The sequence below is a fragment of the Desulfohalovibrio reitneri genome (genome assembly GCF_000711295.1).
GTDB classification, from domain to species: Bacteria; Desulfobacterota; Desulfovibrionia; order Desulfovibrionales; family Desulfovibrionaceae; genus Desulfohalovibrio; species Desulfohalovibrio reitneri.
The window spans coordinates 1,492,438-1,513,632 of the sequence record NZ_JOMJ01000003.1; the positions used below are offsets into that span (position 1 = coordinate 1,492,438).

The window sequence follows — 21,195 nt, forward strand, 5'->3', positions numbered from 1 at the left end:
CTACTCGGCGTTTTCGGGTTGCTTTTCCAGGGGGAGCCCCGCCTCGGCCATGGGCTCGCGGAAGTCGTCCTCGTACGCCGCGTAGGAATGGGGCGGAATCTTGGGGTTCCAAGGATTCTCGTGGCGCCGGATGCGGCTGTCGTTGGGCAGGTTCCGCGTGGGCGAGAGGAAGACGCCGCCCAGGTGCATGAGCTTGGAGAACGGGAAGTACATCAGCAGGACGCTCACCAGGAACAGATGGACCCAGAAGGAGATGCCGATGTTCTCTGGAATGTGCGGGCTGAACATCACCAGGGACATGGTGAATTCCTTGATGGCCACCACGTCCACCTTGGCGATGTAGCGCATGTAGACGCCCGAAAGGGCGATGCCGATGATGAGAAAGAGCGGGAAGTAGTCGGCGGCGTTGGACAGATAGCGCATCTGCGGCACCAGCAGCCTGCGGACCAGCAGGAATACCAGGCCGGCCAGGATGAGCACGTCGGTCATGTACAGGGTGGGCTGCCCGATCTGCAGGATGCCGTCCAGGAAGTCCGCCCCGGTGACGAAGAAGGGTATGGGCTCGGCGAAGAGCCGCATGTGGCGGATGACGATGAGCAGGAAGGAGTAGTGGAAGGCCAGGGCGGCCAGCCACAGCCACTTGGCCGACCAGTAGCCCACCTGCACCTCGCCGTCCGGGTTCTTGCCCAGGGTCACGCGGGTGTTGCGGAACAGGGACCGGAACAGCAGCACCTCGGCCGCCATGCGGATGACGGTGTCACGGGTGTTCACCGGGTTGTCGAAGCGGTTGTAGGGAATCCAGTCCAGGCTCTTCTGCTGGCCGCCCGTGGTGGGAATGCGGAACGGCACCGCCGAGCGTCCCCAGTCGAGCATCTTGTTGATGAAGCCCAGCACGAAGATGAGCACGGCGGCGTACGGCAACACGATGCCGAACAGGCCCTCCAGGTGCGCCGCGCCCACGCCCAGCATGGCGACCACCGCCAGCGCGCAGACGAGAAACAGTGAGTAGAACGCGTTCATCAGCCCTTACCTCGCTTTGTCGTTGCTCATCCCCCCGGCCAGCCCCAGGGGATTGTCTCCGAACTCGGTCTCGGGCTCGCACATCAGCCCGGCCCGCCTGAAGAGCATGTTGTGGGCGCGCTTGTATTCGTCAACGCGCATCCGATACAGTTGTTCGCGGTTTTTGACGTAGATGTCGAAAGCCAGCAGGGCCAGGTTGTCCACCCGGCTCTCGAAGGTTTCCAACTCGGCGCGCATGGACTCGGCCCGGCTGCCGAGGACCCGCTTCAGCGCCTTCTTGGAGAGATACACGAAGGAGACCGCCTTGCCGGGGGTGAAATCCTGCACCGCCCGGATCTTGACGATTTCCTCCAGATGGGCGCAAACCCGGTCGGCGTCCGACCAGTCGGCCAACTCCTCCACCAGTCCGCCCAGGGCGCGCAGAACGGTGCTGCCCACCGGATTGGTGAACTGGTCCCGGTTGGCCTTCCAGAGCTTGGCCGTTTCGGGGGGATAGGTGGAGAGGACCAGGTCGAACCACGCTTCGACCATCGCCTCTTTCTCTTCTGTGAGGAGCTGCGCCAGGGTCATGTTTCCCATCCGCAAGGCCGCGCCCGGAGAGCCGGGGACCATCCCCGTCCGACCCGCGCGCATCCATGATATATCCCGGAGACTTCCCGGGGGAATACGTTGTCACAAGAGCGCCGTCAAGCGCATGTGCAATTCGGAACGAGGCCCTGAAGAAGGGATTCCCGCCCGTGTCCCAGCCGTCCGTCCACCGCTTCGGCGAGTAGTCCAAATGGCCTTGCGCGTCAAGGCTCGCGGGCCGTCCGGCCCTCCGCCCCGGGCGGAATCTAGCCGCGCAGAGCCAACAGAACCAGGGCCGCGACCACCACAACGAGAACCACCAGAAACAGGGTTCCGGGGCTGCGCGGATTGTAGACCCGCCGCCTAGGGGCGTCCGGTTCCTTCACTTCGCGTCCGTTGTTGTCCATGGATGGATGGATACCAGGGAACCGGCCCGCCGGGAAGGTCCGGCGGCGTGAAAATGCTTACTGGTCTCTGAGCACGCCCAGAATTTCCAGGCGGGACGCTGTCCAGGCGGGATAGGCCCCGGCGGCCACGCCCAAAATGGCCGACCCCGCCAGGGAGAGGGAGACCACGGTCTGGTCCACAACCAGAGGAAAGACGCCGGCCAGGGAAAGGCCCAGGGAGAGCCCCGCTGCCGCGCCAACGCCAAGCAGGCCGCCGGTGGTGGACATGATGGCCGATTCCAAAAGAAACTGCCGCACGATGTCCCGCCGCCTGGCCCCCACGGCCCGGCGGATGCCGATCTCAAGCCGCCGCGCCCGCACCAGCAGGATCATGATGGAGAGGATGCCCAGCCCGCCCACGGCGAAGGAAACCGAGGAAGAAATGACCCCCAGGGTGAAGACCAGGTCCAGGGCCTGGCGCTGCAACTGGATGGACTCGCGGGCGGTGAGCACCGTGAAGTCGTCGGTCTCGCCCGGCCCGATCTGGTGGCGGCGGCGCAACAGCGAGGCCGCCGCATCCTTGATCCGGGTCAGGTCCGCGCCCTTGGCGGCACGCAGGTAGACCCCGCCGATGTGGTCCACGTTGGCCGCCCGGCGCATGTAGGTGGTCAGGGGCATGAACACCTGTTCGTCCTGGTCCGTTCCGGAGAGGTCGCGCCCCTTGGGCTCCATGACCCCGATGACTCGGAAGGCGGCCCGCTGCAGAAAGACCATGCGGCCCAGGGCGCGCTCCGGCGTCTGGAAGAGGCGCTCGGCCACTTTCACCCCCAGCACGACCACGCGCTCCAGTTCGCGCTCTTCCTCCATGGTGAAGAAGCGGCCCCAGCGGGCGTTGAAGGCGCGAATCCCGGTGAAGGAAGGCCAGGTGGCCACGATTTGGCAGGGCACCTTTTTGGCCCCGGCGCGGATGCGGGTCTCCTCGTCGATGAAGGGGGCGTAGGCCACAACCCCGGGCAGGGACTCGGCCAGGGCGCGGGCGTCGGCCTTGGTGAAGGTCCGCGCCTCCGGCCCCACGGACAGATTGCCCGAGCGGCGGAAGCGGGCCTGCCCGGCCCGGGCCACCACCAGGTTCACGCCGAACTTCTCCACTTCCTGTTCGGCTTTGACCACCATGGCCTTGGAGACGTTCTGCACCCCGGTCAGGGCCAGGGCGCCGAGAAAGACGCCCAGCATGGCCAGCACGGCGCGCAGCTTGTGGGCGGAAAGGGATTTGAGGGCGATGCGCAGGGAAAGAAGCACGGCCGGAATCTAGCGCGGCGGCCGGGCCGTGGCAATGCGCGGTGTCACTTGTCCAGGAAATCGGTGAGGATCTTGACCGTCTTTTCCAGCTGCGCGGCCGCCTCTTCCTCGGTCTCGGCGTTCACCGCCCGGGTGTGGCAGGTGCGCACGTAGCGGCGCAGCACTTGGCGGGTGGTGGACTTCAGGGCCGAGGAGACCGCCTTGACCTGGATGAGGATGTCCTCGCACTCCTTGCCCTGGCGCACCATGCCCTGGATGCCGCGCACCTGGCCCTCGATGCGTTTGAGCCGGGAGAGGACGTCCTTTTGCAGGTCGTCCAGCTTGGGTGCCTCGTCTTGGGCGGCGCCGTCCCCCCCGCGTTGCGTTTGCCCGGCTCGCGGGTCATAATGCTGGGAGCTACTCCCCCGCACCTCGTCCCCAACGGAATTTTTCGATGCATTCTTCTTCATGTGATTCCTTCCTGCTGGACGCCCTGAACCTGCTGCAGCACCTCTTCGCCGGGCCGGACCAGGGTTGCCCGGAGATGCTGTCCACCGACCTGCCCGCCTTCGCCACGGCCCACGCGGACCGGGATGACACCTGCGGCCGCGCCCTGGTGGAACTGGCAGCCGCCCTGCCGACCCCGGACGGGGCCGAGGCCTTCTGCCGGGAGCTGGAGCCGGAGTACGTGCGCCTCTTCGTCAGCTCGCTCGGTGGAGTGGCCGCCCCGCCCTACCACTCCTGCCACCCGGCCCCGCACTCCGGCGGGGAAGCCCGCATGATGGGGCCACCGGCGCGGCGCATGGCGGAGAGGCTCCGGGCCTCCGGCCTGGACACCGATCCCGGCGGGCCGCCGCCGGACCACCTCTGCGTGGAGTTGGAGTATCTCTCCCTGCTCCTGGAGTCCGGCTCCGGGGAATCCGCGGCCGAGGCGCGCGCCCTGGCCGGGGAAATGTTGGACTGGACCTCCCGCTTCGGACGGGCCGTGGCCAAAGCGGATGCGCATCCCTTCTACTCCTCGGCCTGCCTGCTGCTTTCGGCCTGCCTGGACGCCGTGGCCACCTTGCCGCCAGCGGCCACCCAGCCCTTGAAACCGACGGGGTAGCGCAGCACGTTGCCGTATCCGAGACGCGCCGCCCAGCGCGCCGCGATGGGGCTGCGCAGTCACCTGAAGCCCCGGCAGTAGACCACCACCGGCCGCTTTAGATCGCACCCCAGCAGGTCCCTGAAATCCTCTTTTTTTTCCTTGGGCAGCCTGTCCGCCTCGGCCAGGTCGAAGGACATGTTCACGGCGCCGGGGATGTGTCCAGCGCGGTATTCGTAATCCGGGCGCACGTCAAGCAGCAGCGCGTCGGGGTCGCCGGCCAGCAGCTTTCGCAGTGCGGGGGTGTCGATGAGGTGGTAGCCGTGGCGCTCGGCCTGGCGCTGGGCGTCGTCCCACCAGATGGGCCGTTCCTCCGCCGGGGCGGCGGATGCCAGGATGAAAAGCAGAAGAATCGCGGCGGGGGCGGTTTTCATGACCGGTCCTCCCGTCCGCCGCGGGCGGAGGGCTCGCCGCCCCCCGCCCGCCACGGGCGATGGCGGTTACTTGTTGGGCGTGATGGTGTAGCCGCCGTCCTCGGAGTACTCGATGGTGGCCTCGATGTAGTAGACATCCTCCATGTCGGGGCGCTTGTCGAGCATCATGTAGTAGCACTCGCCGGAGCGCGCGCCGGTGGAGCAGACAAAGACCACGGGCTTGTCGCCGGAGAAGGACTCGATGTTCTCCTCCACCTGGTCCACGGGCATGTTTTCAGCGGACTGGAAGTGCCCGGCCTTGTACTCGTCCGGGTCGCGCACGTCGATGAGACGGACGGAGTCGGGGTTCTCCTCCAGAATCTTGCGGAACTGGGCCACGTCCATGGTGCCCATGGCGCCGCCTTCCTGGATGGCCACGGCCTGCGCGCCGCCGAACTCCTTCTTCCAGCCGGGGTAGCCGGACTCGTTGATGCGGACGTTGGTGTAGCCCATGGCGCGGGCCTTGTCCGCGGACTTGTGGGACAGCTTGCAGTGGAAGCCGCCGCAGTAGAATACCAGCTCGGTGGACTTGTCCGCGGGCAGCATGCCGGCCATCTCCTCGAACTGGGAGTCGGGGATGTTCACGCTGGAGGGGATGTGCCCGTCAAGGAACTTGTTGTGCGGACGGGAGTCCACCAGCAGGTAGGCCTTGCCCCGCTCGGCCAGGAGGTCCTTGACGTACTCGGACTCCACGGCCACGTCGTAGCCGTGGTGCTTCCAGTCGGGCATGCCCGCGGCGTAGACCTTGACGTTGGTGTAGCCCAGCTTCTCCGCTGCGCGCGCGCCCTTGTGGGACAGCTTGCAGTGGTAGCCGCCGCAGTAGAAGACCAGCAGGGCGTCCTTGCTCTCGGGCAGCATGGTGCCCATCTCGTCGAACTTGGTCTGCGGGATGTTGATGGCCGTGGGGATGTAGCCCTTGACGTACTTGGCCATGTGGGGCCGGGCGTCGATGATGACCACGTCGTCGGTGCGCGGCACGTTGATGTGCTGCTTGACGAAGGCGGCGTCAACGATGTCCTCGGCGTTGTAGGACCATTCGGGGGCCTGCGCGGGCGGTTCGTTGCCCGGGGCGTGCTTGGCGGAGCAGCCCGCCAGGGCCAGGGCCAGGACCACCAGGGCGGCGGTCAGCAGTTTGGCGTGGATTGCGGCTCGCATGGTTTCCCTCCTCGCGATGCGCGTTGTCGTCCGATCGCGCCGCCCGGAACCGCTCCGGGCAGCCCTTCCCTCATTCCTCGCCGTCTTTGGAAACGACCTTGTCGTACCAGAGACGGTGGTGGTGCTTGGCGAAGTCCGCCGGAACCGTGCCGGTGAACATGGAGCGGAAGGCCGGGCGCTCCTCCGGGGCCAGCGCCGCCATGTAGACGTGCACCAGCAGTCCGGCGAAGATGAGTCCGGCGAAGACGTAGTGCAGCAGGATGGACCACTGGGCCAGCCAGGTCTGCTCCGCTGTCAGCGCGTTCTGGGAGAGGATCATGACGATGCCGGTCAGCGCCAGCACCACCCCGCCCACCACGGCCACCATGGCGAAGGCCTTCTGGCCCATGTTGTAGAACCCCTGCGGCGGCAGGCCGGGCTTCATGCCCGCCTTTTTCAGCCCTTCGTCGCCGAAGAGCATGTGGATGGGCTTCTTGATCATCCAGTTCACGTCGCAGCGCAGGTCCACGGAGAAGCTCTCCCGCAGGAATACCTTTGCCCCCTGGAAGTTGAAGAGCAGGTAGAGGACGAAGCCCAGTATCCAGACCACGCCCAGGATTTCGTGGATGAGCAGCAGGTTGGCCCCTCCGCCCGTCACAGCGCGCAGGGCGTCCGGCCACCAGCCGCCCACGGGGTCGATGTTCTCGTTGCTGATGAGCCCCAGCCCGGTGATGAGCAGGAGCATCCACAGCACGAAGTTGAACCAGTGGATGAAGATGTCCCAGCGGTTGTGTCGCTTGAGATGCTTGGCCATGTCAGTCCTCCCCGCGTCCGTCTTTGGAGGACGCGTCCGGGATGTCGCAGGCTTCGTCCTGCTCCTCCGCCGGGTGTTGCCGCAGCAGGAGCTGTTTGATCGCCAGGCCCACCACGCCCAGGGCCGTGAGGCCGATCAGCCCCTGCAGCGCGGGCGTGGCCGCGCGCATCATGGTGGTCAGCGGCATGGGGATCTGGGCCCGCACCGGCCAGTCGGCCGGACTGGTGCCGCCCACGTAGTACATGTTGGGCTTGGTGTCGGACTGGGCGTTGACCACCCGCACGGTGCGGTCCTTGTTCTCGGCCAGCAGGATGGCCGCTTCGGACCCGGGGTCGTTGATGTCGCCGAAGACACGGGCCTTGGTGGGGCAGGTGTCCACGCAGGCCGGGGCCAGGCCGGCGGCCCGGCGCTCCGAGCAGTAGTTGCACTTGTCGGCCACGTTGAGCCGGGGGTGGCGGTAGCGCGCACCATAGGGGCAGGCCGGGATGCAGCTGCCGCAGCCGATGCACAACCCCCGGTCGATCTTGACGATGCCGTCGGCCTCGTCGCGGTAGGTGGCCCCGGTGGGGCAGGCGGTCACGCAGGTGGGCTCGGAGCAGTGCATGCAGCCGCCGGGCTGGAACTGGCGCCCGGAGGCCGGGCCCTGGGCGTAGCTGGCCTCGCTCTGCTTGATCCAGTTGCGCCAGAAACCCCGGGGGACGCCGTTGGCCACCTTGCAGGAGGCCATGCAGCCCTTGCAGTCAATGCACTTGGCCGCGTCCACGACCATGGCGTACTGTTTCTTTCGGGTCTTGGTGGTGGCGCTCATGCCGCCTCCTTCCTCGTCACGGTGACGAAGGTCTCATGCATGGCCGCGTTGCCGGTCATCTCGTCCCAGCCGTCCTCCAGCAGGGCGGCGATGGAGGCGCCGTTGCCGTGCACCAGGCTCAATCCCGTGGAAAGCGCTCCGTACCCGGTGAGGGTATAGACCGTATCCTCGCGTATGGCCTCGGTGACTTCGGCCCGCAGCTCGCCCGTGCCCGCCTTGCTGGAGACCTCCACCAGGTCGCCGTCGGCGATGCCCAGGCGCTTGGCCGTATGGGGGTGCATCCAGAGGGTGTTGGTGGACACGAACTCGTTGAGCAGGGGGTTGTCCTGGGTGGCCGAGTGGGTGTGCACCGCGCTGCGGCCCACCACCAGGCGCAGGCCGCCGCCCTTGGGATGGGCGGGTGGCTGGTACACGGGCAGGGGGTCCAGCCCCATGTCCTGGTAGCGCTGGTTGAAGAGCTCGATCTTCTTGGACAGGGTCTTGAAGATGCGCCCCTCGTAGATGCCGTACACCTTGGAGGCGTTGTAATAGACCCCGTCGCGGCGCAGGATGTCCTCGGCTTCGGGCAGTCCCTCCAGCTGGGCCGTGCGGTACTCCTCGACGGTGAAGTCGAAATACTGGCCCAGGTCCAGCCGCTCGGCCAGCCCCTTGCAGATGTCGAACATGGGACGGGTGTCGTAGAGCGGCTCGGTCACGGGGTCGCGCTGCACCACGCAGGCGCAGGCGCTGGAGCCCTGCAATCCGGCCGCCGGGTCGGCGCGCTCCAGGTAGGTGGGAGCGGGCAGCACCAGGTCGGACATCCAGGCCGTGTCCGTCATGAGGATGTCGGTGGTGACCACGAAGTCCATGGCCTCGAACATCTTCATGGTCTTGGCCCGGTTGGGTCCGGTGCCCATGGGGTTGGTCTTGTAGATGAACCAGCCCTTGACCGGGTACGGCTTGCCCGAGAGCACGGCCTCGCGCATGAGGGTGAAGGCCCCCTCCTCCTCGAACATCATGGGCACACGCCCGGCGTCCGCGCGGTCAAAGGGGTTGTCGTCGTACCAGGGTGGTGAATAGGGGATGCCGCCCTTGAGCCCCACCTGGCGCGCGCCCAGCAGGCCGCCGGGCCGGTCCCAGTTGCCCAGCAGCGCGTTGACGATGGCGAAGCTGCGGCGGATCTGGGTGGAGTTGGAGTAGTCGGAGCTGCGGCGTCCCGGGTAGACCATGGCGCGCGGCGCGGCACGGGCCATTTCCCGGGCCATGCGCACGATGGCCTGGGCCTCGACGCCCGTCTCGTGGGCGGCCCAGCGCGGGTCGTAGCGGCGCACGTGCTCGCGCAGCTCGTCGATGCCGTAGCAGCGCTCGGTCACGAACCGCTTGTCGTACAAGTCCTCGAAAACGAGGACGTGGGCGATGGCCAGCATCAGGGCCATATCCGTGCCCGGGCGGATGGCGTACCATTCGTTGGCCAGGGCCGCGGTCTTGGTGAAGCGGGGGTCCAGGACCACCAGCTTGCAGCCCTCCTTCATGGCGGATACGAGGTCCATGGAGTCCGGCGTGACCAGCGCCTCGAAGCGGTTGGCCCCGGCCATGAGCACGTACTTGGAATGGAGCACGTCGGCGAAGGGCACCTCGCCGTAGGTGTCCAGGAAGGCCCGGTTGTTGGAGACCAGGCAAAGGGACTCGTGGCTGGTGATGTTGAAGGATCCGTAGACCTCTGCGAAGCGGTGGACGAACTTGGACTGCAGGTCGCTGCCCGCAGTGAACAGGGTGCCGCAGCGGGTGTACTTCCCGCCAAGCTCCTTGAGCTTGTCCGCGGCCATGTCCAGGGCCTCGTCCCAGGGAATGCGCTTGAACTTGCCCTCGCCCCGCTTGCCGTCGCGCAGCAGCGGATGCTTGAGGCGGTCGGGGTTGTAGAGCTGGGCTACCCCGGCGTTGCCTTTGGCGCAGAGCATGCCCCGGGACTTGAGGAACTTGGGGTTGGGGTCCAGCTTCCGAACCACGCCCTCCTGGTCCACCCGGGCGATGAGGCCGCACTTGTTGAAGCACATGTCGCACACGGAGTAGCGGGAATCCCAGTCCGGGGCCTTGGCTTCGGGCACCCGGGCCGAGGCCCGGCCGGGTCCGGCTACGGACCCGGCCGTGGCGGCCGCGGCGGTAAGGCCGGCCGCCTTGAGGAAGCCGCGCCTGGTGAAACGGGGGGAGTCACTCGTCATGACCTGCTCCCTTGACCTGACGGTCTAGCTGCACTTGGCCGGAGTGGGGGAATCCTTGGCGAAGTCGTGCATGTAGGTGAAGATGTCCTTGCGGTCGGAGTCGGACAGGCCGCCCCAGGAATCCACGCAGGGAATCTCCTGCCAATTGGTGAAGGTCTCGATCCACTTGGCCTGGGTCATGGTTGCGGGGCTGAGGTCGCCGCCGTCACCTCCCGCCACGTGGCACCCGGCGGTGCGGCAGTTCTTGCGGAAGAGATATTTGCCCTTGCGGAAGTTGCCGTCCGGCTCAGCGGCCAGGGCGACACCCACCAGTGAAGTGACCAGAAGGACCAGGGACAGCAGAGCGATGATCTTGCGGGACATGATAACCCTCCTCAGGTTGTTGTCTCGCCCGGACGCATGCGCTCCGGGCGTGGCATCCATGGCCCTTAAATACCCATAGGGGGTATGGGTGTCAACGAGATTGTCACACTTTTCATCCTCCCGTCACCGGCCATAATCGGAAAACTAAATCCTGTCGGAATCTTGCTGCCGAATATTTTTTTCCCTCGCCATACGAGCAATTCCGGGCGAATGCGAATGAGGGGACGGCAACCATATGGCCGCTTGGCGACCAGCGGCGGTACGCTGACGAGAAACCAACGCTATACGCTACGGGGGTATGGGAAACAGGAACGACCATGGGACAGCAAAGCCGGAAAGGCGCACGGCTCGGAACGGTCGAGAGTCGGGGGCACCAGTGGAAATGCGATGATATGTATCGGACAGGCAGGCGAGGCGTCCCCTCGGCTCCGTACCACCACTCGCTACACGTGGCACCGGATCGCGGGCGGAAACAGCCCCCGGGAATCAGATGCGAAACCCGGCGGGAAGCAACCCGCCAAACCAGGAAGCGCCCGCCCAGGACAACCACCCGATTGACTGCCGCCCTCCCCGATTATAGGAACAACCCACCCGCCCGGGTGGTGGAACTGGCAGACACAGGGGACTTAAAATCCCTGGGCTACGGCCATGCGGGTTCAAGTCCCGCCCCGGGCACCATCTTTTCTTCCCTTCTTCCCATTTCTTCCTTTTTCAATTGAAGCCTGGGCGAGTAGCGGCACGTCGCTGCCCTCCCAGGCTTTCCCGTTATGCTGTTCGTGAAATTTTTTCCCGAATTCGGCACTTCCGCAGGGTAGAACCGGCCAGACCGGTTCTTGTCAATTCGCTTTTCATGCTATACTCATTTGCTTTCCGTATCATTTGCCTTTGAAAAACCGCTCATGGAACCCAGGAACGCAAAAACCGTACACCCCCCTTTTCCGGGCCCGTCCGCGCATCGCGCCCTTGACGGCGAGTCGCTCTCCCGGAATTTCGACATTCGTCCGGTGACTTCGCCGAGCGGGCTGCGGGAGTGCATCGATTTGCAGCGGGAAATCTGGGGGCTGGACGAGGCCGGGGCCACCTCGCCCATCACCCTGGGGGCGCTGGCCATGGAGCCCTCCCCCGCCGGCCTGGTGCTGAGCGCATACCGCGACGGGCGCATGGTGGGGATGGCCGTTGTGCTGGCCACGATGGACGAGCGCACCGCCTACGGGCACATGCTGGGCGTGCTGCCCGGCGAGCGGAACACGGGCCTGGGTTCCGAGCTGAAGCGTGTGGTTTTCGAGGTTTTGCGGCGGAAAGGGATGCGCCGCTTCCGCTGGACCTTCGAGCCCATGGAGAGCCGCAACGCCCACCTGTACGTCAACCGGTTCGGCGCGCGCTGCCTGGCCTACAAGGTGGACTGCTTCCAGGTGGAGAGCGGGATGCACCAGGGTTTGCCCCTGGACAGGCTGCTCGCCGAGTGCGGATTGGACGCGCGGCCCGAACGCAAACCCCGTCCGCCCCGGAGCGGCCTGAAGGGAGCCCCGGTGGCCGCCCCCGGGCGGATGCCGTTCGCCGAGGCCGTGCTGCTGCCGATCCCGTCCGACCTGAACAGCCTGAAGGAGCGGGACATGGGCGCGGCGATGGCCTTCCGGCTGGCCACCCGCGAGGTGCTGCTTGAGTACCTGAACCGGCGGGGGTACGCCGTCTCCGCCTTCTTTCCCCCCGATCCGCCGGAATCGGACAGGGCGCACTACCTGCTGACCAGGGAGAGCCCCTCGTGAGCAGCGGGGTGGCCGTCTCCAGCCTGACGCGCGCCGCCCTGGACGCCGGGAGCAAAGACTACCTGCGCAAGGACCAGGACGGCGGCGGCACCATCCACCGGCCCGGACATCCCGCGCCGCACCGGTTCGACATCGGCAGGAACACCGACGGCTTCTCCCCCCTGGTGGACCGCGCCCTGCGCTCGCCCGAGCTTTCCGGGCTGCTGGCCGGGAGCCTGAGGCACTATCCGGAAAAACATCCCCCGGGCCTGCGCCGCCTGCTGGCCGCCCCCACGGCGTGCCGCCGGACTGGCTGCTTTTCGGCGCAGGTCTGGAGCAGCTCATCGACCAGATCAGCCGGGCCCTGCTGGAGCCCGGCGCGCGGGTCCTGCTGCCCGTGCCCAACTTCGACCCCTTCGAGACCTTCTCCCGCCGCATGGGCGCGGAGGTGGACCCGCTGCACCCGCCCGGCCTGCGCTGGGACCGGGCTGTCACCCGCGAGGCGGCCGAACGGCTGCGGCACGGCCGGTTCCGGCTGCTCTGGCTGAGCAACCCGGTCAACCCCACGGGCCAGCACATCCCCGTGGCGGAGATAGGCCGGATGGTGAAGGCGGCTCGCCTCGCAGGGACAGCCGTGGTGGTGGACGAGGCCTACGGCGAATACACGGACCGCCCCGAAGGCGTGGTCAGCGCGTCCCGCTTCCTGGCCGAGGCGCCCAACCTGCTGGTGCTGCGCACCTTCTCCAAGGCGCACTGCCTGCCGGGCGGCCGGGTGGGCTACCTGCTCTGCGCCAGCGGCGGACTGCGGAAAGCGGTGGACGCCTACCGCCCCATGTTCCCCGCGCCCTGGATATCCCTGCACCTGGCCAAGCTGGCCGCCAGCGACCCGGACCACGCAACCCGCGCGCGGGAAATGGCGGCCGGGCGGCGGACCCGCTTCCTGGCCAACGCTTCCAGACTCCCCGGCTTCCAGTTCCTGGCCTCGGACACCAACACCATCATGTTCCGCCACCACCAAGCGGACGCCGACACCCTCCACGCCGCCCTGGCCGCGCGCGGCTTCCTCACCGCCAACCTGAATAGCCTGACCGGCATCCAGGGCCACAACTGGCTCCGCCTGACCCTGCACCGCGACGAACTGAACGATGCCTTTCTGCAAGCCTGCCGCAAGGCTGTGCAGTACTTGGGCTGAGGAGAGGGTAGGATCAGAAAAGCTGGGGAAGGCCCTGCCTGATGGCAGGGAGGAGAGGTCCTACGCCATCGACTTTTGCCCATTCAAGGCCGGGGGCAAATCATCAATGTATCTTGTTAATACAGGCAAGCCCTATGGACCGTAGCACCCGTTATCGCGTCTCTTTTCAGAAATCCATTTTTCAACTACAGGGCTTTGGCTGGATTCGGTCCCAGGCTTCCTGAAAGGCAAACGTACTATACGATTTCGGTTGCAGCCAGAACGATACCTTTCCGTTCTTCTCGCCTCGATGGGCCATTTCCCTGACCTCTCCAGGCTTCAGGATGTAGCAGACGGGGTCATGGCGGACCTTGGTGACAAAGACCCAGTAGTCCCCCATTATTTTCTCTAGTGAAGTTCCCAGCGGCACCGGATTTTTCTTGCTTAACGCCTTCACCTGAATACCGAGAAAACTACTGCCGTCACTGGTATACATAACGAGATCGATTCCTCTGGCATTGCGTGCAGTTGGCATCACGTTCCATCCAAGCTGAGAAAGGCGATAGCTCGCATAGTACATGCCGATATTCCCCACTACCTGACTATTCAACTTCATAAATCCCTCGCATATCTTTCATCACTAGTATTCAGTTGGATTGAGCAATAGCTGGTTGACTGGCAAGGGGCAAGGTGAAGGGAATTATCCTGCCATATGGACCACATCAATAGTCCCCCCCCTTGTCTACCCATACGTCCCAGCCGCCGCGTGGACCCGGTCGGTGAGGTGGATGAAGTCGGGGGGGGACGCGGTCGGTGGTTTCCCGCCGGATGGCCTCGGGCAGGCCGTGCATGGCCTCGGCGGCGGCCGCGGCCATGGAGGCCACGGTGTCGGTGTCGCCGCCCGCGGAAACCGCCTTGCGCACCACGCCCTCGAAATCCTCCGCCGCCAGGAAGGCCGCCAGGGCCACGGGAACCGACTCCTCCGCCAGGGCCGTGGGCGTGCGGGCTGGCGGCCAGCCCAGGTGGTAGCGCGGCAGGAGCCGGTTGATCCCGGCGCGGATGTCCGCCTTGCTCCGCCCCTGTCTGGCCCAGTACACGGCCGCGGCCACCGCCCTGGCCCCGTCCACGCCCTCGGGCGTGTCGTGGGAGACGCGGGCCTGCTCTCCGGCCGCGCGCAGCAGGTACGCCTCGTCTCCAGCCAGCCAGGCCAGGGGGCTGACCCGCATGGCCGCGCCGTTGCCCTTGCTGGGCATGGCCCGGCCCGGGTCGTCCACCCAGGTCAGGAAGTTGGGGCCGAAGCCTGCGCGCGGGAAACGGCGCACCCATTTGCGCAGGGTCGCGGCCGGGTCCAGGCCGTCCAGCCAGGCCTCGGCCACGGCGCAGGTCAGCACCGTGTCGTCGGTGAAGCGCGACCCCGGCGTGAACAGCTTGAATCCCGGCGCGGGCGCGCCGCCGCCCTCGAACCGGCTGCCGATGATGTCGCCCGCCATGGCTCCCAGCATGCTCCGCTCCTTGGCCGGGGTTGCTCCCCCGTCAGCCTGCAGCATAGCGCGGCCCGCACCAGGAAAAGCGCGGCGCGGAACCGCCCCTACAATATCTCGATGATCCGGATGGTATTCTTGAGGTTGAGGTAGCCCGCGTAGCTCTGGATGTATTCCAGACCCATGGCGTTGATTTCGTGGCCCTGGGCCATGATTTTTGTCTTCTGGCCCTTGCGCTCGGAGTAAAGGTCCTCGCCCAGAATCATGCCCACCTTGAGGTCGGAGAGGGGGACTTCGCGGATGCGGTAGGGCTTCTCCTCGTCCAGGGCGGCCTGCAGGGACTCCAGCACCTTGGGGTCGTAGCGGGGGTCGCCTCGCATCTTCTCCACCACGGCCGCCCTTTCCCTGTCACCGGTCTTGGCCGGTTCGGCCGTTTCGGACAGGGCGCGGTCGTAGTCCATGAGCGTCTTGACGATGCGCGAACCCAGCGGGATGGAATCGCCCGCCACGCCGTCCTCGGGAATGCCGGAGCCGTCGTAGTTCTTCTCCGCGTACCGGGCTATCTGGGCCACGTTTTCCAGTCGGGGGATATGGGAGATGAGCTTGCCCGAGACCTCCGGGTACTGCTTGTACAGCTCGCGGTCCCCGCTCTTGAGGTCCTTGCCCCATTCCACACGCTCCCGCACCTCTTCCGGCAGCAGCACATAGCCCAGTTGGGAGAGGATGGCCGCGGACTCCGTGGCCCACACGCTCCTGTCGCCGAGGTCCTTTCCCACGAAGCGCAGCAGCGGCAGGATGCGGCCTATGCGCTCCGAGGCCTCTGCGTTGAGCATGTGCATCATCTCGCCCATGAGTTTCATGGCCCCCGCCACAGTCTGCTCCAGCAGGTCCTTCTCGCTGCGCAGGAGTTGGTACTGCCGCAGCCCGGCCTTGATGACCTCGGCCAGGGTCTCCTTGGGGCAGGGCTTGGTCAGCAGCCGGAAGATGTTGCCCGTGTTCACGGCGTCCACCGCCACCTGCAGGTTGGCGTAGGCGGTCAGCAGCACGCGTACCGTGTCCGGACTCACGCGCCCCACCTCGGCCAAAAACTCCACGCCGTCCATGCCGGGCATCTTGTAGTCGGAGATGACCACGGCGTACGGCCCGCCGGTGCGCACCTTCTCCAGCCCGGTCTTGCCGTCCGTCGCGGTGTCCACCAGGAGGCGGCGCGACAGCACGCGCTTGAAGGAACGCAGCAGGTTCTCGTCGTCGTCCACCAGCAGCAGCTTGTATTCCATGGGTCAGTTCCCGTTTCGCTCCCCGCCGGGCGGTTCCATGGGGAGGCGGATGAAGAAGGTCGTCCCCTTGCCCGGAGTTGAGTTGAAATCGATTTCCCCGCCGTGCTTTTCCACCACCACTGCGTGGGTGATGGCCAGCCCCTGGCCCGTTCCCTTGCCCACCTCCTTGGTGGTGAAGAAGGGATCGAATATCCTGGGTTGATCCTCCTCGGCGATACCCGTGCCCGTGTCCTTGACCTCGAGCACCGCGTTGGCCCCCTCCGCGTAGGTCCGGACGGTTATCCGCCCCATTTCCCCGCTGCCCCCATACCGCTCGGTGACGGCGTGGGCGGCGTTGACCACCAGGTTGAGGATGGCTTGGTTGAGGTCCGCGGGGTAGCCCTCGATGACGGGCAGCCCCTCCTCCAGGTCCGAGACCAGTTCCGCGTCGTACTTCCACTCGTTGCGGCAGACGTTGACCGTGCTCTCCACCGCCTCGTTGAGGTCCACTTTTTCCCTCCGCTTGCCGCCCGGGTGGGAGAAATGCTTCATGGAGCCGATGATGCTGGAGATGCGCTCCACCCCCTGCACCGATTCCTCCAGGGCCTCGCGCGATTCCTCCATGTAGAAGTCCAGCCTGTCGCGCAGGCCGGGCGCCAGCTCGCCACGCACGGCCCCGGCCGCATCGCCGCCGCGCTCCACCGCCTCCCTGGCCCGCTCGCAGGCGCGGATGTAGTTGGTGTAGTATTCGCAACTTTCCTTGAGGAAATCCAGGTTGTTGGCGATGAATTGCACCGGGGTGTTGATCTCGTGGGCGATGCCCGCCGCCAACTGCCCTACTGACTCCAGCCGCTGCGAGATGGCCAGTTGCCGCTCCAGATCCTTGCGCTGACTGATGTCGAAACAGACGAATACGTAATACGGGTGGGCCTTGATGGTCACTTCCAGCACGGACAGCGAAACCGGCACGAGCCTGTCGTCGGGCCGCCGCAGCACGTGCTCCTGGCTGATGATGCGCCGTCCCCCCAGGCTCTTGCCGTCGCCGTAGCCCAGGTCCTGGAAGGCCAGCACCTCCCGGGAGGACCGCCCCACCACCTCCTCGCGCCCCCGTCCCAGCAGGTCCAGCCCCATCTGGTTGGCCTCAACCACTTCCAGGTCCCGCCGGTCCACGATGAAGAATGCCGCGCGGATGCCCTGGATGAGCGACTTGAGCAGCTGCTCGCGCTCCCGCACCGCCTCTTCCGCCCGCTTGCGCTCGGTGATGTTCCTGGCCGTGGCGAGAATTGCCGGACGCCCCTGGTATTCGATGATCTTGGCCGTGATCTCGGTGGGCACCGTGGTGCCGTCGGAGCGAACGTGCTCGGTCTCGAAAAAGGTGTATTCCTTTTCACGGATTTGCTTGATGCGCTCCCCGACCCTGTCCGCGAACTCTGGGCTGTCGATGTCCGCCGGGCTCATGCGCAGCAGTTCCTGGCGGGTGTAGCCCAGCCGCTCGCAGGCCCGCCTGTTCACGTCCAGAAAGCGCCCCTCGAGATCGTGCACGAAGATGGCGTCGCCCGAGGAATCGAACAGGCTGCGGAACTTTTCCTCGGAGCTGCGCAGGGCCTCCTCGGCCAGGCTGTCCGCGGTCACGTCGCGCAGCAGCAGCATCCACCCTCCGGCGTAGGGGCCGTGGCGCAGCGGCGTGCTCCACACCTCGTACACGGCCTGCTCGTCCACGGCGCGCAGCTCCACCCGTCCGCCGTGGTCCATGCCTTCTCCCACCACCCGCATCAGCGGCGTATCCAGAATGGTCTCGAACCGACCTGCCCGTCCCGTGACGCGGCGCAGGATGTGTTGGGCGTTGCCGTTGGAGACTTCCACGTGGAGGTGCTTGTCCAGCAGGAACACTCCTTCGGGCAGTGCGCCCAGGAACTGGCTGAGGCCCTTGCGCTCCTCGGCCATGAGCTCCCGCAGCCGCTCCACCGACTCCGAGGCCTGTCCGGCCAGGGCGTAGAGCATCCTGACCTGCCCCAGGTTGAAGGCGTTGACCGTTCCGGACCCGACCAGGATGACCCCGGCCACCTCCCGGTTTCGGGTAAACAATGGCACCTGGAAGGACGACCGCAGCGCGTCCAGGCTCCCCATCCCCTCCATGGCCGCGCAGTCCGCCACCCGTGCGGAGGGAGCGGCCTCCCTGGCGGCCCCGCCCGTGAACCGCTCGACGGTCCTGGCCAGCCTGCCCGCCACATACTCCTTGATGCCGTCCGAGGCGGGCACGGCGCACTGGATGCTGACGTCCAGGCCGTCCTCCCTGACCAGGGCGCCGGCCACCACGTCGTAGTTCATGACCTGGTGCAGGTTGTTCATCAAAAGCCGCAGCAGCTCGCCGTAGTCCAGGGTGTAACCCAGCTTGCCGGAAAGCTGGTTGAGGATTTCCAATTCGAAGGACCGGTGGCGCAGTTCCTCGGCCGACCGCTTGCTCTCGTCAATGTCGGTGACGATGCCCTCCAGGGCCACGGGGTTCCCGTCCGCGTCCCGCACCAGCACGTTGCGCTGGCTGAGCCACTTCTGTGCGCCGTCCGGGGTGACGATCCTGTACTCGGAGACCGGCTCCACTTCCCCGCGCATCAAACCCTTCCACTTCCGCCGGAAGTACTCCCCGAAATCCGGGGCCAGAATACCACCGATGAAGGCCGGGCTGGCGTAGAAATCCTCCGGCGGGTAGCCCATGACCGCCTCGCAGGCCGGGCTGACGTACTCGTACTTGCCTTCTGGCAAGGACATGCGGAAGATCATGTCCCGGGCGTTCTCCGCCAGCCTGCGGAAACGCTCCTCGCTGGTCCGCAGGGCCTCCACCGCCTGCTCGTGCTTCCGCCCCCGGCGCAGAGTGACGAGCCCGTGGGCCAGCTGTCCGGCCAAATGCCGCAGCAGCTCGACCTCCTCGTCGTCAAAGGCGTCGGTCTCGTAGGCGTAGATGTTCAGTACGCCCAGACAGGAGTCCTCGGAGCACAGGGGCAGGGAAAGGCAGGAGGCGAAGCCCCGGTCCATGGCCGCCTGGCGCCAGGGCTTGAAAAAGGGATCCGTGGCGATGTCCCGGGCCATCTGGGGCTTACGCAGACGGATGGCCCGTCCCCCCGGTCCCTGCCCCGTGGCCGACTCGTCCCAGGTCAGGCGGATGTTCTCCACGTAATCGTCCCGCATTCCCCAATGGGCCACGGGCCGCACGGTCTTTGCCGGGTCGTCCATGGCGAATCCCACCCAGGCCATGCTGTAACCGCCCGTTTCCACCACGATGCGGCAGACGTCGCCCAGCAGGGTGTCCTCCTCCCCGGCGCGCAGCAGGGCGTCGCTGGAGTCGCGCAGCACCTTCAATGCCCGGTTGGACCGCCGCAGCGCCTTCTCGGCGCGCTTGCGTTCGCTGATGTCGCGGTAGAACCAGACCCGGCCCCAGTAGGTGCCGTCCGGGTCGCGCACGGCCCGGGAATGCCGCTCCAGCACCCGCCCCCCGGTCAACTGGATTTCGCGGCCCGTCTCGTTCTCGTCCGGTGCGCCCATTAAACGCTTGGCCTCGGCGATAAAGCCGTCCGGGTCAGCCAACTCCCGCCGCACGGCCTCAAGGGCGCGGTTGCCGTCGGCGGTGTCCATGACCTCGCCGCTCACCCCCCAGATATCCATGAATCGGCGGTTCCAGGAGAGCAGGCGCGAGTCCGGGGCGCTGAGCACCACCCCGTCCGGCGAGGCCTCCATCTGGGCCTGGAGCAGCGCGAGGTTGTAGCCCAAGCGCCGCTCCGCCTCCCGGTGTTCGGTGAGATCCTGGGACACGCCCACCATGCGCGACGGCCGGCCGTCCTCGTCGTATTCCATCTCCCCGCGCACCTTGAGGTGGCGCACCTCCCCGTCGTTCTCGCGCACCACGCGGTGCTCCAGGTCGTAGGCAACGCCCTCGGTCCTGGCCGTCTGGAAGGCCCGGCGGATTTCCCCCGCGTCGTCGGGATGAGCCAGTTCCAGCAGTTCCCCGGTGCGAAGGCCGTTGCGCGAGGTGCCGTGAATCACTTGCCAGTTGCGGGAGAACCACCAGGTGTCCTCGACCAGATTCCACTCCCAGGCCCCGACGCCCGCCAGCCCCTCCGCCGTGGTCAGCAGGTCCCGCTGGCGGCGGATTTTCCTGGCCGCCTCCTTGTGCAGAGTGACGTCCTGGAACATGACCAGCCAGACCCCGGCCTCTCCGCCGAAACCTCCCGCCTCGGCCGCATCGATGCGGTACCAGCCCACCGACCCGTCACTGGCCGCGAGCCGGACCTCGAACCCCCGGTCCTCAACATCCTTTTCCGGGGACAGCATCTTCACAAAGGCGTCAAAGTCATCACTGGAGGTGAAAAGGCCCCGCAGTCCGTCGGCCAGTTGGGCGTCGTCGTAGCCGAACGACTCCCTGAAAGCGGGGTTGCCCACCAAGAGCCGTCCCCGGGAGTCGACAAAGACCTCGCACACGGCCGACTTCTCGAACACCAGCCGGAAGCGCCGCTCCTGGTCCACCAGGAACCGGTTCAGGGAGTCGCGCTTGATCTCCTCGATGCTCTCGTCCAGCCGGTCCAGTCCGGCCAACAGGCCAGGGTCGAGCCGGCAGTCCTCCAGCAGCAGGCCACGCAGGCTCCGCCTGAGGCCATCCAGGCATCGCATGAGTTCCGAGTGCGGAATGGACCAGCCGCCCCGCCGGAAAACCCGATCCACATGCGATTCCCCGGTCGGGCCACCGTCATCGGACAGGGACGCCTCCACAGCCGCCAGCAGGCCGCCGCAGACCTCGTCCAGGGCCTCGCCCGTCAGCGCGGCCGCGTGGAGGCTTTCGCTTCTGGCATCCTCGCGGCATTGCCGCAGACAGTTCTCGCGATTGTCGCCAATGAGGCGGAGCAGCTGTTCCCGGGGCTGGCTGTCCGCGGCGCTCATGACCGGCCTCCCCGCCCCCGGGGACCTGGCTCTCCAACCGTGAACGCTCCGCCCCGGCCAACGTCGCTGACGAACGCCTCCTGGCGGACAGGCATCACCGCCCCTCCCCCGGCCGCAGGCTCGAGCCCGTGCCCTCCAGCAGCGGCCCCAGGCGCGGCAAAAGCATGCCGCCGGTAAGTTCCACCAGCAGTTCCACGAGGTTGCGGCGGAAGTCGTCCAGTCCGTCCTCCAGTTCCCCCGCCAGTTCCGGATCGCCGGCAGCGGCGGAGAGGTCCAGGCCGCCCTCGACCACCCGTATCCGGCCGAAGGCGGGACGGCCCGCGGCCGTGGCGCGGCGCGCGTGCTCCAGCAGGGCCTCGGCGGCCTTGCCCCCCAGCACTTCGGCCAGCCGCTCCCGGGCCGTGTCCCCGGCTTCGCGAATACGCCGCGGCTCCGGCGACGCGCCGGTCCCCGCTTCGGCCCCGGTGTCGCTCCGTTCTCCAGCCATGGTC

At 66.7% G+C, this 21,195-nt stretch carries 19 protein-coding genes and 1 tRNA gene; 4 read left to right on the top strand and 16 right to left on the bottom strand.

All coding sequences use genetic code 11. The annotated features are described in order from the left end of the window. From dsrM to N911_RS0107660, 5 genes are all read right to left on the bottom strand, one after another. Entirely contained in the window at positions 1-1,020 is a 1,020-nt protein-coding gene (gene dsrM / locus N911_RS0107640) for a sulfate reduction electron transfer complex DsrMKJOP subunit DsrM (RefSeq protein ID WP_029895886.1), read from the bottom strand. 6 nt (positions 1,021-1,026) lie between these two features. Next, positions 1,027-1,590 carry an RsbRD N-terminal domain-containing protein gene (locus tag N911_RS0107645; protein WP_081859221.1) on the bottom strand — a complete coding sequence of 188 codons (564 nt, stop codon included), beginning with the start codon at positions 1,588-1,590 and terminating at the stop codon, positions 1,027-1,029. 263 nt (positions 1,591-1,853) lie between these two features. Beyond that, the gene (locus N911_RS18445; RefSeq protein WP_161781607.1) at positions 1,854-1,994 is read right to left on the bottom strand and encodes a hypothetical protein; all 141 of its coding nucleotides are present in this window, start codon (positions 1,992-1,994) and stop codon (positions 1,854-1,856) included. Between the two features lie 57 nt (positions 1,995-2,051). Beyond that, positions 2,052-3,272 carry an ABC transporter permease gene (locus N911_RS0107655; protein WP_029895890.1) on the bottom strand — a complete coding sequence of 407 codons (1,221 nt, stop codon included), beginning with the start codon at positions 3,270-3,272 and terminating at the stop codon, positions 2,052-2,054. Positions 3,273-3,316: 44 nt separating this feature from the next. After that, positions 3,317-3,721, bottom strand: coding sequence for a metal-sensitive transcriptional regulator (locus N911_RS0107660; RefSeq protein ID WP_081859222.1), 405 nt, complete (start codon positions 3,719-3,721; stop codon positions 3,317-3,319). Here N911_RS0107660 and N911_RS17465 point away from each other — a divergent pair. Continuing rightward, positions 3,706-4,356 (top strand): molecular chaperone TorD family protein, encoded by a 651-nt coding sequence (locus tag N911_RS17465; protein WP_051694061.1) that lies wholly within the window; start codon positions 3,706-3,708, stop codon positions 4,354-4,356. The two genes, N911_RS0107660 and N911_RS17465, sit on opposite strands and share 16 nt — an antisense overlap. Here N911_RS17465 and N911_RS0107670 read toward each other — a convergent pair. The 6 genes from N911_RS0107670 to N911_RS0107695 all read right to left on the bottom strand — a co-directional run bounded on the left by N911_RS0107670 (position 4,263) and on the right by N911_RS0107695 (position 10,125). Beyond that, a complete protein-coding gene (locus N911_RS0107670) occupies positions 4,263-4,769 on the bottom strand; it encodes a rhodanese-like domain-containing protein (protein WP_332113288.1) in 507 nt (168 codons plus the stop codon). The genes N911_RS17465 and N911_RS0107670 overlap by 94 nt on opposite strands. Positions 4,770-4,835: 66 nt before the next feature. Next, entirely contained in the window at positions 4,836-5,963 is a 1,128-nt protein-coding gene (locus N911_RS0107675) for a rhodanese-like domain-containing protein (RefSeq protein ID WP_029895897.1), read from the bottom strand. 70 nt (positions 5,964-6,033) lie between these two features. Further along, on the bottom strand, positions 6,034-6,756 hold the full coding sequence (locus N911_RS0107680; protein ID WP_029895899.1) for a cytochrome b/b6 domain-containing protein: 723 nt from the start codon (positions 6,754-6,756) through the stop codon (positions 6,034-6,036). 1 nt (position 6,757) lies between these two features. Then, on the bottom strand, positions 6,758-7,564 hold the full coding sequence (locus tag N911_RS0107685; protein ID WP_051694063.1) for a 4Fe-4S dicluster domain-containing protein: 807 nt from the start codon (positions 7,562-7,564) through the stop codon (positions 6,758-6,760). Next, positions 7,561-9,762 carry a molybdopterin-containing oxidoreductase family protein gene (locus tag N911_RS0107690; protein ID WP_029895903.1) on the bottom strand — a complete coding sequence of 734 codons (2,202 nt, stop codon included), beginning with the start codon at positions 9,760-9,762 and terminating at the stop codon, positions 7,561-7,563. The genes N911_RS0107685 and N911_RS0107690 overlap by 4 nt, the downstream gene beginning before the upstream one ends. Positions 9,763-9,786: 24 nt before the next feature. Continuing rightward, on the bottom strand, positions 9,787-10,125 hold the full coding sequence (locus N911_RS0107695) for a c-type cytochrome (RefSeq protein WP_029895906.1): 339 nt from the start codon (positions 10,123-10,125) through the stop codon (positions 9,787-9,789). A gap of 593 nt (positions 10,126-10,718) precedes the next feature. Between N911_RS0107695 and N911_RS0107700 the strand changes: the two genes are divergently transcribed. From N911_RS0107700 to N911_RS0107715, 3 genes are all read left to right on the top strand, one after another. Next, positions 10,719-10,803 (top strand) — tRNA-Leu (locus tag N911_RS0107700). A gap of 326 nt (positions 10,804-11,129) precedes the next feature. After that, positions 11,130-11,891, top strand: a complete 762-nt coding sequence (locus N911_RS17470; protein ID WP_161781608.1) for a GNAT family N-acetyltransferase — start codon at positions 11,130-11,132, stop codon at positions 11,889-11,891. A 277-nt stretch (positions 11,892-12,168) separates the two neighbouring features. Then, positions 12,169-13,062 (top strand): pyridoxal phosphate-dependent aminotransferase, encoded by an 894-nt coding sequence (locus N911_RS0107715; protein ID WP_029895912.1) that lies wholly within the window; start codon positions 12,169-12,171, stop codon positions 13,060-13,062. A 181-nt stretch (positions 13,063-13,243) separates the two neighbouring features. Here the strand turns inward: N911_RS0107715 and N911_RS0107720 are convergent, their stop codons facing one another. The 5 genes from N911_RS0107720 to N911_RS0107740 form a co-directional block, all read right to left on the bottom strand. Further along, positions 13,244-13,657 carry a hypothetical protein gene (locus N911_RS0107720; protein ID WP_029895914.1) on the bottom strand — a complete coding sequence of 138 codons (414 nt, stop codon included), beginning with the start codon at positions 13,655-13,657 and terminating at the stop codon, positions 13,244-13,246. 106 nt (positions 13,658-13,763) lie between these two features. Continuing rightward, positions 13,764-14,543, bottom strand: coding sequence for an ADP-ribosylglycohydrolase family protein (locus N911_RS0107725; protein ID WP_051694066.1), 780 nt, complete (start codon positions 14,541-14,543; stop codon positions 13,764-13,766). Positions 14,544-14,629: 86 nt separating this feature from the next. Next, complete coding sequence (locus N911_RS0107730) at positions 14,630-15,799, bottom strand: HD domain-containing phosphohydrolase (protein ID WP_029895919.1); 1,170 nt, start codon at positions 15,797-15,799, stop codon at positions 14,630-14,632. 3 nt (positions 15,800-15,802) lie between these two features. Next, positions 15,803-20,704, bottom strand: a complete 4,902-nt coding sequence (locus N911_RS17475) for a PAS domain S-box protein (protein WP_051694068.1) — start codon at positions 20,702-20,704, stop codon at positions 15,803-15,805. Between the two features lie 94 nt (positions 20,705-20,798). Further along, on the bottom strand, positions 20,799-21,191 hold the full coding sequence (locus N911_RS0107740) for a hypothetical protein (RefSeq protein ID WP_029895922.1): 393 nt from the start codon (positions 21,189-21,191) through the stop codon (positions 20,799-20,801). Positions 21,192-21,195: the final 4 nt, after the last annotated feature.